We start from the raw sequence: 13,374 nt of genomic DNA, 5'->3' as shown, positions 1-13,374 counted from the left end.
TCGCCTCTACATGTTCTTGATGCCGTCGGGAATGGTGTAAAACGTCGGATGACGGTAGATCTTGTCTTCGGACGGATCGAAGAACGCGCCGCGATCTTCCGGCTGCGAGGCGATCAGATGGCGCGATTGCACCACCCAGATCGAGCAGCCTTCGTTGCGGCGCGTGTAGGCGTCGCGGGCGTTTTCCAGCGCCATTTGGTCGTCTGCGGCGTGCAGGCTGCCGACGTGGCGATGCGCCAACCCTTGTTTGCTGCGGATAAACACTTCATACAGCGGCCATTCAACGTGGCTCATGATCTCGGTTCCTTATGTTGGCTATGCGGCGGAAGCGGCGTTTTTCGCGGCGTGGGCCATGGCGCCGTCGCGTACCCAGGCGCCGTCTTCCCAGGCGCGGCGTTTGGCCTGCAGGCGTTCGTGGTTGCATTGGCCGCGTCCTTTGATCACTTCATGCAGTTCGCTCCAGTCGATCTCGCCGAAGCGATAGTGGCCGGCGGCCTCGTCCCAGGTAAGACTCGGGTCCGGCGCCGTCATGCCCAGCGCCTCAAGCTGCGGCACGGTGTTGTCGACGAACTTTTGCCGCAGCTCATCGTTGCTGTGGCGTTTGATTTTCCACGCCATGCTCTGGGCGCTGTGAGGGGAGTCGGCGTCGCTCGGGCCGAACATCATCAGCACCGGCCACCAGAAGCGATCGATGGCGTCCTGCAACATTGCGCGCTGCGTGTCGCTGCCGTGGGCCATCGCCATCACCGCCTCGTAGCCCTGGCGCTGGTGGAAGCTTTCCTCTTTGCAGATCTTCACCATCGCCCGCGCGTAGGGGCCGTAGGACGCGCGGCACAGCGCCACCTGGTTGACGATGGCGGCGCCGTCGACCAGCCAGCCGATCACGCCGATATCCGCCCAGTTGAGCGTGGGGTAATTGAAGATCGAGGAGTACTTCATTTTGCCGTCGAGCATCTTTTGGTAGATGTCCTGGCGCGAACAGCCGAGGGTTTCGGCGGCGCTGTAGAGGTACAGGCCGTGGCCGGCCTCATCCTGCACTTTGGCCAGCAGCACCGCTTTGCGGCGCAGCGTGGGGGCGCGCGTCAACCAGTTGGCTTCCGGCAGCATGCCGATGACTTCCGAATGGGCGTGTTGGCCGATCTGCCGAATCAGGTTCTGACGGTAAGCGTCCGGCATCCAGTCTTTGGCTTCGATAGCGATATCCGCCGCGATCTTGGCGTCGAAATGCTGCTGATACTGTGCTTCAGTTGTCATGCTCGCCTCTTGGTGATTCGTATTTTTCACATTGAATATAAAAATGTGAATCACTTTAAATAACCATAAGGCTACAAACTGATAACAAAAAGATCAAACGAGATTCATGTGGTTTTGCGAGCGCACTCACAAGTGAATTGTTTATATTATTGATTTAATTTAATAAATAAAATCAATAACGCTGTGTTAACGACAGGGAAAGCGGCTTGAACGCGCTTCTTGTTCTCTTTTTGTTAAAATTGAGTTTGGCGTAAACTGGCATTTATGTGATACGTAATTAAGCTGTATGGTGAAAATTTATGAATTTTGGAGGGCACATGCAGCAGTTACACAGTTATCTTTCTGGCGCCTGGGTGTATGGGCAGGGAGAGAGCCGCGAGATCCGCCACGCCGTGACCGGCGAGGCGCTGTACCAGGTCTGCTCCGACGGCCTGCCGTTAGCGGCGAGCCTGAGCTATGCCCGCCGCCACGGGGGGCCGGCGCTGGCGCAAATGACGTTCCAGCAGCGCGCCCAGATGCTCAAAGCGGTGGCGAAACACCTGCTGGCGCACAAAGAGGCGCTGTATCAGATTTCCTATCAAACCGGGGCGACGCGCAGCGACGGCTGGGTCGATATCGAAGGCGGCATCGCCACGCTGTTCGCCTATGCCGGCATGGCCGGCCGCGATCTGCCGGATGATACCCTGTGGCCGGAGGATGAGCTGATCCCGTTGTCGAAACAGGCGCAGTTCGCCGCTCGCCACGTATTGACCTCGCGCCCGGGCGTGGCGCTGCATATCAACGCCTTCAACTTCCCTTGCTGGGGCATGCTGGAAAAACTGGCGCCGACCTGGCTGGCGGGCATGCCGGCCATCATCAAGCCGGCCACCGCCACCGCGCAGCTGACGCAGGCGATGGTCAGGCTGATCGTCGACAGCGGGCTGGTGCCGGAAGGGGCGCTGCAGTTGGTATGTGGCGGCGTCGGCGACATGTTTGCGCACCTGGATTATCAGGATGCGGTGACGTTCACCGGTTCGGCGCAGACCGGGCAGCGGCTGCGCGCGCACCCGCGGCTGTTGGAGAAATCGATCGCCTTCACCATGGAGGCGGATTCGCTCAACTGCTGCGTGCTGGCGGAAGACGTAACGCCGGAGATGCCGGAGTTTGCGCTGTTTATCAAAGAGGTGTGCCGTGAAATGACCGCCAAGGCGGGGCAGAAGTGCACCGCGATCCGCCGCATCATCGTGCCGGCGGCGCAGGTGGCTGCGGTGCGTCAGGCCTTGTTGCAGCGCCTGGCTGGGGTGACGGTGGGCGACCCGCAGCTGGAGCAGGTGCGCATGGGGGCGTTGGTCAGCCACGAGCAGCGTGATGATGTGCAAAGCAAGGTGGAGTTTCTGCTGCGCAACGGCTGCGAGCCGCTGTGCGGCGCGGCGCTGGATAAGCTGGAAATCCTGGGCGACGGCGCGCGCGGCGGGGCGTTTTATCCGCCGACCCTGCTGTATTGCGCCGATCCGTTCACCCATCAGGCGGTGCACGGCACTGAGGCCTTCGGCCCGGTGGCGACGCTGATGCCGTATGCGGATACCGAGCAGGCGATCGCGCTGGCGTTGCTGGGGCAGGGCAGCCTGGCGGGCTCGCTGGTGACCGCCGATCCGGCATTGGCCAAGCGCTTCATTCGCGCGGCGGCGTGCGCCCATGGCCGCATGTTAATTTTGGATGAACAGGCGGCGGCGGAGTCCACCGGCCACGGGTCGCCGCTGCCGATGTTGGTGCACGGCGGCCCGGGGCGCGCCGGCGGCGGGGAAGAGCTGGGTGGACTGCGCGCGGTGAAGCACTATATGCAGCGCACGGCGATCCAGGGCAGTCCGGCGATGCTGGCGGCCATCGGCGGTGAATGGGTGCGCGGCGCGCCGGTCGCCGAGCACCCGGTACATCCGTTCCGGAAATACTTCGAGCAGCTGCAGCTGGGCGACAGCCTGTTGACCGCGCGCCGTACCGTGACCGAAGCGGATATCGTCAACTTCGCCTGCCTGAGCGGCGATCATTTCTACGCGCATATGGACAAGATCGGCGCCGCCGATTCGCTGTTCGGCGAGCGGGTGGCGCACGGTTACTTTGTGGTGTCCGCCGCGGCCGGGCTGTTTGTCGATGCCGCCGTCGGGCCGGTGATCGCCAACTACGGCATGGAGAATCTGCGCTTTATCGAACCGGTGAAGATCGGCGACACCATTCAGGTGCGGTTGACCTGCAAGAAGAAGATCCGCAAGCCGCAGAAAACCGCCGAAGATCGGCCGCACGGCGTGGTGGTGTGGGATGTGCAAGTATTGAATCAGGAACAGCAGCCGGTGGCGCTGTACAGCATCCTGACGTTGGTGGCGCGCCAACAGGGGGACTTCGAGGCGTGATGCGCGCTTGCCGCCGCCGGAGCTGCCGGCGGCGGCAATCTATTCAGATCAGCGGCTGACCGCGCAGCTGTTCCAGCACTTTCAGCGGCGAGCGCTGCGGATCCTGCATCTTGTTCACCGGCAGCAAGAAGGTCTGTTCCAGCATAAACTGGCCGCCCATCGCGGCGTGCGGCGTTTGATCCGAGAAGCAAATCCAGCTGCTGCCCGGCGGAAACGCCAGCGCCAGCTGCGGCCCCTGTTGTTGATAATCGCCGTCGGCCTTCATGGCGTCATGCAACTGCAGCATCAGGTGGTCATAATGGCTGCGGCGGGTTTTGGTGATGTGTACCCGGTGCTGCAACCAGCTGCTAAAGGCGGAGTAGCGCGCCAGACGCGGCATGAAGCGTTGCGCCAGCTCAGGGAACGGTTCGCCGACGCGCCATTGGCGATGTTCACCGTGCGGATTGATGTTGGTGAAAATACGCAGAATACGTTCACCGTAGTTCGGGCGCGACGGGAAAGCATCGACGTGCAGCCGGCTGTCGTCTTTGCGCCAGGAGCTGCTTGCGCGCCAGGCCGAAACCGGATGCAAACGCAGGCTGCCGGTCGGATGGTGCAGCGCCTCCTGATACTCGGGCAACAGCCCGGCGATCAGCTGGCGGCAAGATTGGTAATAACGTTCCAGCAGTTGCTGAACCTGCTGCCGGCGCTCTGCGACGGCGACGCCGGTCAGCTTGCCGGACAGCGGTTGATAGCTGATGTTTTTGCGCTTCGGATCGACCAGCGCCGGATCCAGCAGCGGCATTTCCTGCTCAGACAGGGTGAAGGCCAGTTCGGGCAGAAACAGCACCTTGCCCTGTTCCAGTTCGCTGACCGCGCTAGATGCTTCCGCTGCCGCCCATTGTCGCAACGGCAGCGTCAGGACGGCCTGTTCACGCATAATATCGCCAGTAGGCATGAGATCTCCTCGCAAATCTATATCGCTTTATTCCCGCCTTTCAGGTTGCCGCGTGGTTGGCTGCACTGGCTTGCGCCGTGGCTGGCTGGAGCGACGCCAAAAGTCTTTGCGTCGGTCGCCCAAATGCAACGTGAAATTTATGGGTTCTATTATGGATGTATCAGCAGGGCGCAGTGCGCCGAAGCGTGCGATGGCTTCCTGATATATAGAATAGTCCTGCTAAGGGTATCACCGGCAATGCCAATGAAAAGTAAACGGAGGCTAAACGAGGTTCGGCGTGGGCACGAATAATCAAAAATGGCACGAATTGTTCGCTGAATAGCGCATTTTTTATCTTATTGAATTGTAATGGAAATAAATATGCTGCTTATTTATTGGCGTTATTTCATTCCGAGAGCGGGGCAAATTGGGGAAATAATGTTTCGGCGGGAAATTATTTCATTTTTGTCGTGGGAATAAATCGGGCCGCCCAATTTTGGTGGCCCGATGAGTGATTAAGCGCCGTAAATGCAGTTTTTGCCTTTTTTCTTGGCCTGATACAGCGCGCTGTCCGCCTCATTGATAAAGCTGATCGGCGTATCGTTATACATATGCGGCACTTTGGCGCAGATGCCGATGCTGATGGTGACGATGCCGTGCGGGTTACCCTGATGCGGGATCTTCAGATCGCGCACCGCCTGGATGACGCGTTCGGCGAAAATCAGCGCGCCCTGCACGTCGGTATCCGGCAGGATAATCCCCATCTCTTCACCGCCGTAGCGCGCCAGAATATCGTTGCTGCGGCACGCCAACCCTTTCAGCGTCTGGCCGATCTGCTGCAGGCACTGGTCGCCGGCGACGTGGCCGTAGCTGTCGTTGTACTGCTTGAAGTAGTCGATATCCAGCATCAGCAGCGCCACGCTGCGGTAGTTGCGCGAGGCGCGCGCCAGCTCGTTCTTCAGCGCGATATCAAACTGGCGGCGGTTGGCCAGGCCGGTCAGGCTGTCCAGCAGCGCCAGTTCTTCCAGCATCTGGTTGATGCTGGTCAGCTGATCGCGGGTGCGCATCAGCTCGGCTTCGGTTTGCATGCTGTGCTTGATTTGCCGCAGCAGCACCGCGCCCATCGCCAGCAGGATCATCAGCAGAGAGAGGCCGCCGGCGGCGAACAGGCCGGCGTCGGTGCGCCAGTCCGCCAGCGCGTCGCGTTTCGACAGCCCGGCGGCGATCACCAGCGGAAAGCGGTTGACCCGCGAATAGCCGTAGATGCGCTCCACTTTGTCGTACAGCGAGGTGATGGTGGCGTTGCCGAATTCCGAATGCGGCAATATTTCGCTGAACAACACGCCCTTGGCGATATTTTTACCGATCGAGGCCGCCGAGTAAGGGCGGCGGTAGAGGATGGTGCCGTCCGCCAGCAGCAGATTTAGCGAGGCGTCGGTGTTGAGGGCGAAACTGTCGTAAAACTGGCGAAAATAATCGACGTACAGCGTCGCCAGCACCACGCCGCCAAAGCTGCCGTCCGGGTTGTTGAAGCGCCGCGAAACGGGGATGATTAGATCGCCGGTGGTGCGGCTGCGGATCACCTCGCCGATATACAAACCGCCGCCATCGCGGTTTTGGTGATATTTGAAGTAATCGCGATCGGCGTTGTTGGCGTTCTTGATGAATTTGCCCGAGGAGGTCGCCAGCCAGCGGCCGCTCGCATCGTAGATAAACATCCCGTGCAGCTGCGGCAGGTTGCCGACCTGGGTTTGCATCACCCGTTGCAGCCGGGTCAATTGCGAGGGCCCCAGCCCGTCGTTCTGGAGACGTTCGGTCAGATCGAGCAGATTGCCGTCTACCTGCATGAAGGTATCGTCGGCATGCTGCGCCAGCGAACGGGCGAGGTTGGCGGATTCATGCTCGGCGCTGCGCAGATCCCGCTGGTGCGCGTTCCAGATTTGCCAGCTGTTAAAGAGGATCAGCGTGGCGGCAACGATGATGACAAACACGCCGGCCTGAAATAATAATGGGGAGCTTTTAACGCTGCGCGGCGCCGCGGCATCCTGTATGGGTTGCTGCTGAGTCATGTCACCCTTGTTGTTTGATTACTATTCAATTTGAGTTAAGAGCAATCTTATATTTTATGCATAAATGCGCCAGACCTCTAGCCCTTAACGTGGCGATAGGGAGAAAGGCGCCTCGCACCCCGCATTTGCGGCGGTGTGAACGCGAAGGAGTAAAAGAGCCATGTCGGATTACATCATTATCGCTTTACTGACGCTGGCGGTGTATTACCCCCTCACACTGGGGGCGCTGGCGGTGATGATGTTCTTCGCCTGGCGGCGGCGACGGTCGCCTTATTGGCGGTTGGGGCTGGCGCTGTTGACGGTGTTGTTCGTGCTGTTCGCCAAAGCGGCGTATGACTGGCACCGCTACAGCTAGCGGCGCCATGCGGGGTTATTCGACGTTGATCATCCAGTTGACGCCGAATTTGTCGGTCAGCATGCCGAAGCCTTTGGCCCAGAAGGTGGCTTGATAAGGCATCGTCACCTGGCCGCCCTGCGCCAGATTATCGAACAGTTTGCGTCCTTGTTCCGCGTCGCTGGGGTTCAGCGACAGCGAGAAGCCTTTGTGGGAAGCGCCGCCGCTGTCATCCTGCGGACAGCCGTCGGAGGCCATCAGCACGCCGTCGCCAATCAGCAGACGCGCATGCATGATCGCTTCAGGATTGACGTCCTGCGGCCCGCCTTGGCGGGCTTCTTCGGGCATGTCTTTAAAGCGCATGACCATTTCAATTTTGGCATTCAACTGCTGTACATAGAAGTTAATCGCTTGCTCACAGTTACCGCTGAAGAACAAATAGGGTTGTACCAGCATGACATTGACCTCGGTTGTGGCCCGACAGGCAACGACCGGCCCTCGGGCGGGAAGAAATGATTGCTGGCGGCAATAATTGCCGTCGGTGACTTATTAGTGTAGTCCCCCTGACGTAGAATGCTCGTGCGAGGTGAGCGCCTTCGCCGCCGGCAGGGCGGGCGAAGGCACGAAGGCGGTTAATACAGCGAAGGTTCGCCGGGTGGGCGGGTTTTAAAGCGGCGGTGCAACCACATGTATTGATCGGGCGCCAGCAGCACCTGTTCTTCCACCACGCGGTTCATCATGGCCGCCGCGCGCGTTTCATCGTCCAGCGGGAAGTCCGTCAGCGGCGGCTGCACGATCAGCTCGTAGCCGCGGGCATTCGGCAGGCGGCGCGGCACGAATGGCACGATCGACGGCCGCCCCATACGCGCCAGGATATAGGTGCCGGTCGTCGTGGCGGCGTTTTCCACGGCGAAGAACGGTGCGAACACGCTGCTTTGCGGGCCGTAATCGTGGTCCGGCGCGTACCACAGGATTTCACCCTGCTTCAGGTTGCGGATCATGCCTTTGATATCTTTACGATCGATCATGAATTTATTCGAGCGCAGCCGGCCCCAGGTCTGCACCCATTCCATCAGCTTGTTATTGTGCGGGCGGTGTACGCCGATGCCGGGGTTTTGCATGCCGAAGATGCGCGCGCCCAGCTCCAGAGTGAGGAAATGCAGGCCGATCAGCAGCACGCCTTTCCCGTCCTGACGCGCCAACTGCATGTTTTCCATGCCGCTCACCTTAAACCAACGGGCGATGCGCCAGTCAGGCCAGAACCAGGCCATGCCGACTTCGAACAGGCCCATGCCGACGGACTCAAAATTTTTGACAATCAGCGCCTCTCGTTCGGCGGCGGGCATCTCAGGGAAACAGAGTTCTAAATTACGGCGCGCTATTTTTACCCGGCGTTTCATCAGGGGCATGGCGATTCTGCCAAGGCCGTGTCCAAGCCGATAAATGAGCGGGTAGGGCAATAACACCAATAGATAGAGTATTCCCAGCCCTATCCATAGCAACCAATAACGAGGGCGCAAGAATTCGCGCTCAAAGCGTTGGTTTGAAATCATTTTTTCTGTTCTTCCTTTAATTTCGCAATGGGACCTTAACCCAAATTGTTATGTGCGAAATGATAGAGCATTTTTTGTGAGACCGGGTTTTCCATTCATGCTTTTTTTTACGCTTTATTTAAGCGCAGACGGAAAACGGAACGAAATGAGATTTTTACCGAGGGAAGGGCGGATATTCACCGCTATTTCAACCGGCTGGCGACATTGAAAAATAAGGACACAATTCAGCGCATCGCAAAAGTGACAACCGCTATGTAACCTTAGAGAAACAGTAACGCGGCGGAACCGTCCCAAACGGCAGCCAGCGCATACAGCAGCGCGAGGATCAGGACAAAAGGGGCATTGAACATCGGCGTTTCCTCCAGGAGGCTGTGTTTAAAGTTTAGCCTGCCCAGATGACAATGGGATGAAATGCGATCGCTTTTGACGCGGTGAAATTCAGACGGACGGAAATGGGTAAACCGCTGATTTTTTACTATAGTCATAGTGTGATGTTGTGCGTTTGTCGCCGTACGCCCCGTCTTGAACGGCTGTGGGCAGAGTGTCCAGAGCAAGATCGCGGAACGGGCGGCGCCGGACGTGAAACAGGTGACGAAGTTCTCAGAGGGCGGGTCTGTAAGGATTTGACATGTCATATGAAAATGACGATCTAAGCGGTGTTGAGCAACCGAGCGACTACGTTAAAACCACCGCCTGCGAAGTGCGCAGCGGCGTAAAGGCAGCGCTCGAGCAATCATGTGCCTGCATCAAGGATAACCCTTGGGCAGGGGTAGGCGCCGGCGCCGTCGTGGGCCTGGTAATAGGATTTCTGTTAGGCAAAAGGCAATAGGGAGAGTAAAAATGGGCATCATTTCCTGGATCATTTTTGGTTTAATCGCCGGTATCCTGGCTAAATGGATTATGCCGGGCAAAGACGGCGGCGGCTTTATTGTTACCGTTATACTGGGGATCGTGGGCGCCGTCGTCGGCGGCTATATCAGCACCTTCTTCGGTATGGGACGCGTTGACGGTTTTAACCTGGGCAGCTTCGTGGTGGCGGTCATCGGTGCCCTGGTGGTGCTTTTTGTCTACAGGAAGATCAAAGGCTAAGCAGCCGTTGCTCAACAGGGTCGCCGCGGCGGCCCTTTTTCGTGAAATCAATCCGGCTGTGCGGCACGGGCCGCAGCGGCTGAAAGGGGAATATCATGGGTCTGTTCGATAGCGTATTGGGTAACATTCTGGGCGGCGGCGCCAACGGCAAAGGCATCGACTACATCGCCATTATGCAGTGGGTCGAGCAACAAGGCGGCCTGCAGGCCATTTTAGACAAGTTCCGCCAGGGGCAGTTCGGCGATATCGTCGGTTCCTGGCTCGGTAACGGCGAAAACCAGCCGATTACCGGCGATCATGTGCAGCAGGCGTTGGGCAGCGATGCGATCAATCAACTGGCTGAAAAGCTGGGCGTCGATCCGGCCCAGGCGTCCAGCACCATTGCACAGTTCTTGCCGACGGTAGCGGATGCCGCTTCGCCAAACGGTGAAGTGCAGCAAGACAGCAATGAACTGGGCGACATGGTCGGCAAACTGTTCAAATAATGATTATGCTCCCGGCGTCTGGCCGGGGGCATTCACTCCGCTAATTCCCTCGATCGCCGTCAACGCCTGTTGCAAATGCGCCACCCAGGCGCGCACTTTCTGCGGAATAAAACGTAAAGCGGGATAGACCGCATGCAGCTCCATGGGCGGGTAGCGGTATTCCGGCAAGACGGGAACCAGCGCCCCCGTCGCCAGCTGTTCGCCGATCAGCGGCCGCTGAGCGCCACCGATGCCGGCCCCGGCCTCGATGGCCGCCAGCAGCGATAAGGTATTGTTGGCGCGAAACGTGGGCCGCAGCGCGACCATCTCGGCGCCGTGGGGGCCGAGCAGGGTGAGCGTATCGCCATCGTTTAGGCCGCTGTAGCGAATGTGCGCATGTTTCACCAGATCCGCCGGCGAACGAGGGGCGCCATGCCTGGCCAGATAGGCCGGCGACGCGACCAGCAGGCGTTGCAGCTCACCCAACCGTTTCGCCACCATGCCGGGCGCGTGCAATTCGCCGAAGCGCAGCGCCACGTCGATGCCTTCGCCGATGACGTCGGCGCGGCGATCGTCCAGCAGCAGCTCGATGGTGAGATCCGGATGACGCTTTTGGAACGCGATGGCCAAAGGGGTGATATGCCGTTGCCCGAATCCGGTCGGCGCATGCAGGCGCAAATTGCCCTGCAGCTGGTGGTGCTGGCCGTGCAACGCCTCTTCCGCTTCGTCGACCGCCGCCATAATCGGTTTGAGGCGCTGATAGTAATCATTGCCGGCCTCCGTCAGGGTGACCGCACGCGTGCTGCGAAACAGCAGCTGCGCCCCCAACTGCTGTTCCAGACCGGCGATTTGCTGACTGACCGCCGGCTGCGTCAAACGCAGATCGCGCGCGGCGGCCGACAGGCTGCCCAGCTCCGCCACCCGCATAAAGGTTTTCATTGCGTTCAGCTTATCCATGTCGATTTTGCCTATAGATATTTCTTATTAGTGTTAGTGGAAACCCTCATCTACCGCAAGTATCGCTAATCAATAACACTCAGGGTATCGATAATCCGAGGGGTGACAAAATGAACGCAAAGCGACAGGCGCTGGTGATCGGCGCCAATGGTGTGATTGGGCGCCGATTGATTGAGGAGCTGATCGACCAAGGTTGGCAAGTGGTGGGCGTTTCGCGCCGGGGCGGCGAACCGGCGCCTGGGGTGCGCCACCTGCAGGTTGACCTGCTGGATGCGGCGGCGACGCGGGACGCGCTGCGGCCGCTGAGCGCGATTAGCCACGTTTTCTATGCCGCCTATCAGGATGCTCCGGATTGGGCGGGGCTGGTGGCGCCGAACCTGCAAATGTTGCAACACGTTGTCGAAGGGCTGGAGCCGATTGCGCCGGCGTTGGAGCATATCAGCCTGATGCAGGGCTATAAAGTTTATGGCGCGCATTTGGGGCCGTTTAAAACGCCGGCGCGTGAAAGCGATGCCGGGCATATGCCGCCGGAGTTTAACGCGGCGCAGCAGCAGTATCTGGAGCAGCGCCAAACAGGCAAGCGCTGGCGTTGGAGCGCCATTCGCCCGAGCGTCGTGGGGGGCTTCTCGCTCGGCAACCCGATGAATCTGGCGTTAAGCATCGCGGTTTACGCCTCGATCAGTAAAGCGCTCGGGCTGCCGCTGCGCTTTCCCGGGAAGCCGGGCGCTTACCACAGCCTGTTGGAAATGACCGACGCCGGACTGCTGGCGCGCGCCACGCTCTGGGCGGCGACCGAACCTGCGGCAGCCAATCAGGCGTTTAACATCAACAACGGCGATCTGTTTCGCTGGAGCGAAATGTGGCCGAAAATCGCCGCGTACTTCGGGCTGGAATGTGCGCCGCCGTTGCCGATGACGCTGGAAAACATGATGGCGGACAAAGCGCCGCTGTGGCGTGAGCTGGCGCAACGGCACTCCTTGACCGAGCCCGATTACCGGGCGGTGGCCGGCTGGCGTTTCGCCGATTTCGTCTTTTCCTGGGACTACGACATGTTCGCGGACGGCAGCAAGGCGCGGCGTTTCGGTTTCCATCAGTTTGTCGAAACCGAAGCCATGTTTTTCTCGCTGTTCGATGCATTCCGTCGTCGCCGCATCATTCCCTGAATGCGGCATAAATGTCCCCGCAGCCCCGCTGCGGGGAAAGGTCTCAGAACGTCAGCATGATTTTGCCGATGTGCTCGCTGGATTCCATCAGCGCATGCGCAGCGGCCGCCTCTTCAAGCGGGAAGGTTTTAAAGATTTGCGGTTTCAGCACGCCGCGCTCCAGCAGCGGCCAAACTTTCTCGTGCAGCTCGGCGGCAATCTGCGCTTTGTCCGCGACGCTGCGCGAACGCAGCGTCGAACCGGTATGGGTCAAGCGTTTCAAGAGCAGCGGCATCAGGTTGAGCTCTTTTACCACGCCGTTTTGCGTGCCGATTTGCACGATACGGCCTTCCATCGCTGCGGCCTGATAGTTCTTGGCCACATAGTCGCCGGCGATCAGATCGACGATCACGTCGGCGCCTTTGCCGTTAGTGGCGTCTTTGGTGCGGGCGACAAAGTCTTCGTTGCGGTAATTAATCGCCACGTCGGCGCCCAGCGCCAGGCTCGCCTGACGCTTCTCTTCTGAACCGACGGTGGTGATCACCTGGGCGCAGAAGGCTTTCGCCAGCATGGTGGCGACCGTGCCGATACCCGAGGTGCCGCCGTGGATCAACACGGTCTCGCCGGCTTTGAGGTGACCGCGCTGGAACACGTTGACCCAGACGGTAAAGAAGGTTTCCGGCAGCGCGGCGGCCTCGGTCAGGCTCAGGCCCGCCGGAACCGGCAGCGCATTACTTTCATGCACAGCGCAGTATTGCGCGTAGCCACCGCCGGCGATGAGGGCGCAAACCCGATCGCCGATCGCGAAGCGGGTCACGCCTTCACCGATGGCCACCACTTCGCCGGCAATTTCGAGGCCGGGAATATCCGAGGCGCCGGGCGGTGGCGCATAGTTCCCCTGACGTTGCAGCACGTCGGGGCGGTTAACGCCGGCGGCGGCGATTTTCACCAGAAGTTGGCCCGCTTGCGGAACCGGCACCGGACGTTCGGCGACGACCAGAACCTCGGGGGCGCCGGGTTGGCTGATCTCAATCGCTTTCATCGTGTCGGGCAGCGGTGCATTCGTTGACATGGTTACTCTCCTCATCGTGGCGGACGCGGTTATCAGGTGGCGCGTCCACAATAAAGTCTGCTGTTAGCTTAGCGAAATCGAATGAGGTGCGCGTGGTCGAATAGAGCGGTTTTGCGAGGAAGAGGAGGAGACGCCGCCGC

General features: G+C 59.6%; 14 protein-coding genes. 6 read left to right on the top strand and 8 right to left on the bottom strand.

Features of this window, described 5'->3' with window-relative positions:
- Positions 1–6: 6 nt before the first annotated feature.
- Together paaB and paaA are read right to left on the bottom strand one after the other, a co-directional pair.
- Positions 7–294 (bottom strand): 1,2-phenylacetyl-CoA epoxidase subunit PaaB, encoded by a 288-nt coding sequence (gene paaB / locus ACORQT_RS15565; RefSeq protein ID WP_004935173.1) that lies wholly within the window; start codon positions 292–294, stop codon positions 7–9.
- Positions 295–315: 21 nt separating this feature from the next.
- Positions 316–1,254: a 1,2-phenylacetyl-CoA epoxidase subunit PaaA gene (paaA, locus tag ACORQT_RS15560; protein WP_204317267.1), complete on the bottom strand. Its 939-nt coding sequence runs from the start codon at positions 1,252–1,254 to the stop codon at positions 316–318.
- A 317-nt stretch (positions 1,255–1,571) separates the two neighbouring features.
- Here paaA and paaZ point away from each other — a divergent pair, with 317 nt between their 5' ends.
- Positions 1,572–3,638 (top strand): phenylacetic acid degradation bifunctional protein PaaZ, encoded by a 2,067-nt coding sequence (gene paaZ / locus ACORQT_RS15555; protein ID WP_164057878.1) that lies wholly within the window; start codon positions 1,572–1,574, stop codon positions 3,636–3,638.
- 43 nt (positions 3,639–3,681) lie between these two features.
- Here the strand turns inward: paaZ and ACORQT_RS15550 are convergent, their stop codons facing one another.
- Positions 3,682–4,575 carry a Kdo hydroxylase family protein gene (locus tag ACORQT_RS15550; RefSeq protein WP_047025418.1) on the bottom strand — a complete coding sequence of 298 codons (894 nt, stop codon included), beginning with the start codon at positions 4,573–4,575 and terminating at the stop codon, positions 3,682–3,684.
- Between the two features lie 494 nt (positions 4,576–5,069).
- A complete protein-coding gene (locus tag ACORQT_RS15545) occupies positions 5,070–6,623 on the bottom strand; it encodes a sensor domain-containing diguanylate cyclase (protein ID WP_060660554.1) in 1,554 nt (517 codons plus the stop codon).
- 160 nt (positions 6,624–6,783) lie between these two features.
- Here ACORQT_RS15545 and ACORQT_RS15540 point away from each other — a divergent pair, with 160 nt between their 5' ends.
- Entirely contained in the window at positions 6,784–6,978 is a 195-nt protein-coding gene (locus ACORQT_RS15540) for a hypothetical protein (protein WP_089191962.1), read from the top strand.
- Between the two features lie 15 nt (positions 6,979–6,993).
- On the opposite strand, the gene yjdN is transcribed toward ACORQT_RS15540, so the two are convergent.
- Together yjdN and ACORQT_RS15530 are read right to left on the bottom strand one after the other, a co-directional pair.
- A complete protein-coding gene (gene yjdN / locus ACORQT_RS15535) occupies positions 6,994–7,413 on the bottom strand; it encodes a VOC family metalloprotein YjdN (protein ID WP_046687369.1) in 420 nt (139 codons plus the stop codon).
- Between the two features lie 176 nt (positions 7,414–7,589).
- Complete coding sequence (locus tag ACORQT_RS15530; RefSeq protein ID WP_033650814.1) at positions 7,590–8,510, bottom strand: Kdo(2)-lipid IV(A) acyltransferase; 921 nt, start codon at positions 8,508–8,510, stop codon at positions 7,590–7,592.
- A gap of 628 nt (positions 8,511–9,138) precedes the next feature.
- On the opposite strand from ACORQT_RS15530, the gene ACORQT_RS15525 reads away from it, so the two are divergent.
- From ACORQT_RS15525 to ACORQT_RS15515, 3 genes are all read left to right on the top strand, one after another.
- Positions 9,139–9,339 (top strand): glycine zipper domain-containing protein, encoded by a 201-nt coding sequence (locus ACORQT_RS15525; RefSeq protein ID WP_033643599.1) that lies wholly within the window; start codon positions 9,139–9,141, stop codon positions 9,337–9,339.
- An 11-nt stretch (positions 9,340–9,350) separates the two neighbouring features.
- A complete protein-coding gene (locus tag ACORQT_RS15520; RefSeq protein WP_004935146.1) occupies positions 9,351–9,599 on the top strand; it encodes a GlsB/YeaQ/YmgE family stress response membrane protein in 249 nt (82 codons plus the stop codon).
- 95 nt (positions 9,600–9,694) lie between these two features.
- Positions 9,695–10,084, top strand: a complete 390-nt coding sequence (locus tag ACORQT_RS15515; RefSeq protein WP_019453502.1) for a YidB family protein — start codon at positions 9,695–9,697, stop codon at positions 10,082–10,084.
- 3 nt (positions 10,085–10,087) lie between these two features.
- Here ACORQT_RS15515 and ACORQT_RS15510 read toward each other — a convergent pair whose 3' ends face one another.
- Positions 10,088–11,020, bottom strand: a complete 933-nt coding sequence (locus ACORQT_RS15510) for a LysR family transcriptional regulator (RefSeq protein ID WP_147838096.1) — start codon at positions 11,018–11,020, stop codon at positions 10,088–10,090.
- A 110-nt stretch (positions 11,021–11,130) separates the two neighbouring features.
- Here ACORQT_RS15510 and ACORQT_RS15505 point away from each other — a divergent pair, with 110 nt between their 5' ends.
- Entirely contained in the window at positions 11,131–12,183 is a 1,053-nt protein-coding gene (locus ACORQT_RS15505; protein WP_046687367.1) for an SDR family oxidoreductase, read from the top strand.
- A 43-nt stretch (positions 12,184–12,226) separates the two neighbouring features.
- On the opposite strand, the gene ACORQT_RS15500 is transcribed toward ACORQT_RS15505, so the two are convergent.
- Positions 12,227–13,234 carry an NAD(P)H-quinone oxidoreductase gene (locus ACORQT_RS15500; protein ID WP_033643596.1) on the bottom strand — a complete coding sequence of 336 codons (1,008 nt, stop codon included), beginning with the start codon at positions 13,232–13,234 and terminating at the stop codon, positions 12,227–12,229.
- Positions 13,235–13,374 lie beyond the last annotated feature (140 nt).

Source organism: Serratia sp. (in: enterobacteria) (assembly GCF_052400455.1).
Classification (GTDB): domain Bacteria; phylum Pseudomonadota; class Gammaproteobacteria; order Enterobacterales; family Enterobacteriaceae; genus Serratia; species Serratia ureilytica.
Note: the sequence above shows the minus strand (reverse complement) of the source record. Positions and strands in the feature narration are given on the sequence as shown.

Excerpts from the sequence above, each read along its gene's own strand:
- paaB (WP_004935173.1), bottom strand. The coding sequence starts at position 294 with ATGAGCCACGTTGAATGGCCGCTGTATGAAGTGTTTATCCGCAGCAAA.
- paaA (WP_204317267.1), bottom strand. The coding sequence starts at position 1,254 with ATGACAACTGAAGCACAGTATCAGCAGCATTTCGACGCCAAGATCGCG.
- paaZ (WP_164057878.1), top strand. The coding sequence starts at position 1,572 with ATGCAGCAGTTACACAGTTATCTTTCTGGCGCCTGGGTGTATGGGCAG.
- ACORQT_RS15550 (WP_047025418.1), bottom strand. The coding sequence starts at position 4,575 with ATGCCTACTGGCGATATTATGCGTGAACAGGCCGTCCTGACGCTGCCG.
- ACORQT_RS15545 (WP_060660554.1), bottom strand. The coding sequence starts at position 6,623 with ATGACTCAGCAGCAACCCATACAGGATGCCGCGGCGCCGCGCAGCGTT.
- ACORQT_RS15540 (WP_089191962.1), top strand. The coding sequence starts at position 6,784 with ATGTCGGATTACATCATTATCGCTTTACTGACGCTGGCGGTGTATTAC.
- yjdN (WP_046687369.1), bottom strand. The coding sequence starts at position 7,413 with ATGCTGGTACAACCCTATTTGTTCTTCAGCGGTAACTGTGAGCAAGCG.
- ACORQT_RS15530 (WP_033650814.1), bottom strand. The coding sequence starts at position 8,510 with ATGATTTCAAACCAACGCTTTGAGCGCGAATTCTTGCGCCCTCGTTAT.
- ACORQT_RS15525 (WP_033643599.1), top strand. The coding sequence starts at position 9,139 with ATGTCATATGAAAATGACGATCTAAGCGGTGTTGAGCAACCGAGCGAC.
- ACORQT_RS15520 (WP_004935146.1), top strand. The coding sequence starts at position 9,351 with ATGGGCATCATTTCCTGGATCATTTTTGGTTTAATCGCCGGTATCCTG.
- ACORQT_RS15515 (WP_019453502.1), top strand. The coding sequence starts at position 9,695 with ATGGGTCTGTTCGATAGCGTATTGGGTAACATTCTGGGCGGCGGCGCC.
- ACORQT_RS15510 (WP_147838096.1), bottom strand. The coding sequence starts at position 11,020 with ATGGATAAGCTGAACGCAATGAAAACCTTTATGCGGGTGGCGGAGCTG.
- ACORQT_RS15505 (WP_046687367.1), top strand. The coding sequence starts at position 11,131 with ATGAACGCAAAGCGACAGGCGCTGGTGATCGGCGCCAATGGTGTGATT.
- ACORQT_RS15500 (WP_033643596.1), bottom strand. The coding sequence starts at position 13,234 with ATGTCAACGAATGCACCGCTGCCCGACACGATGAAAGCGATTGAGATC.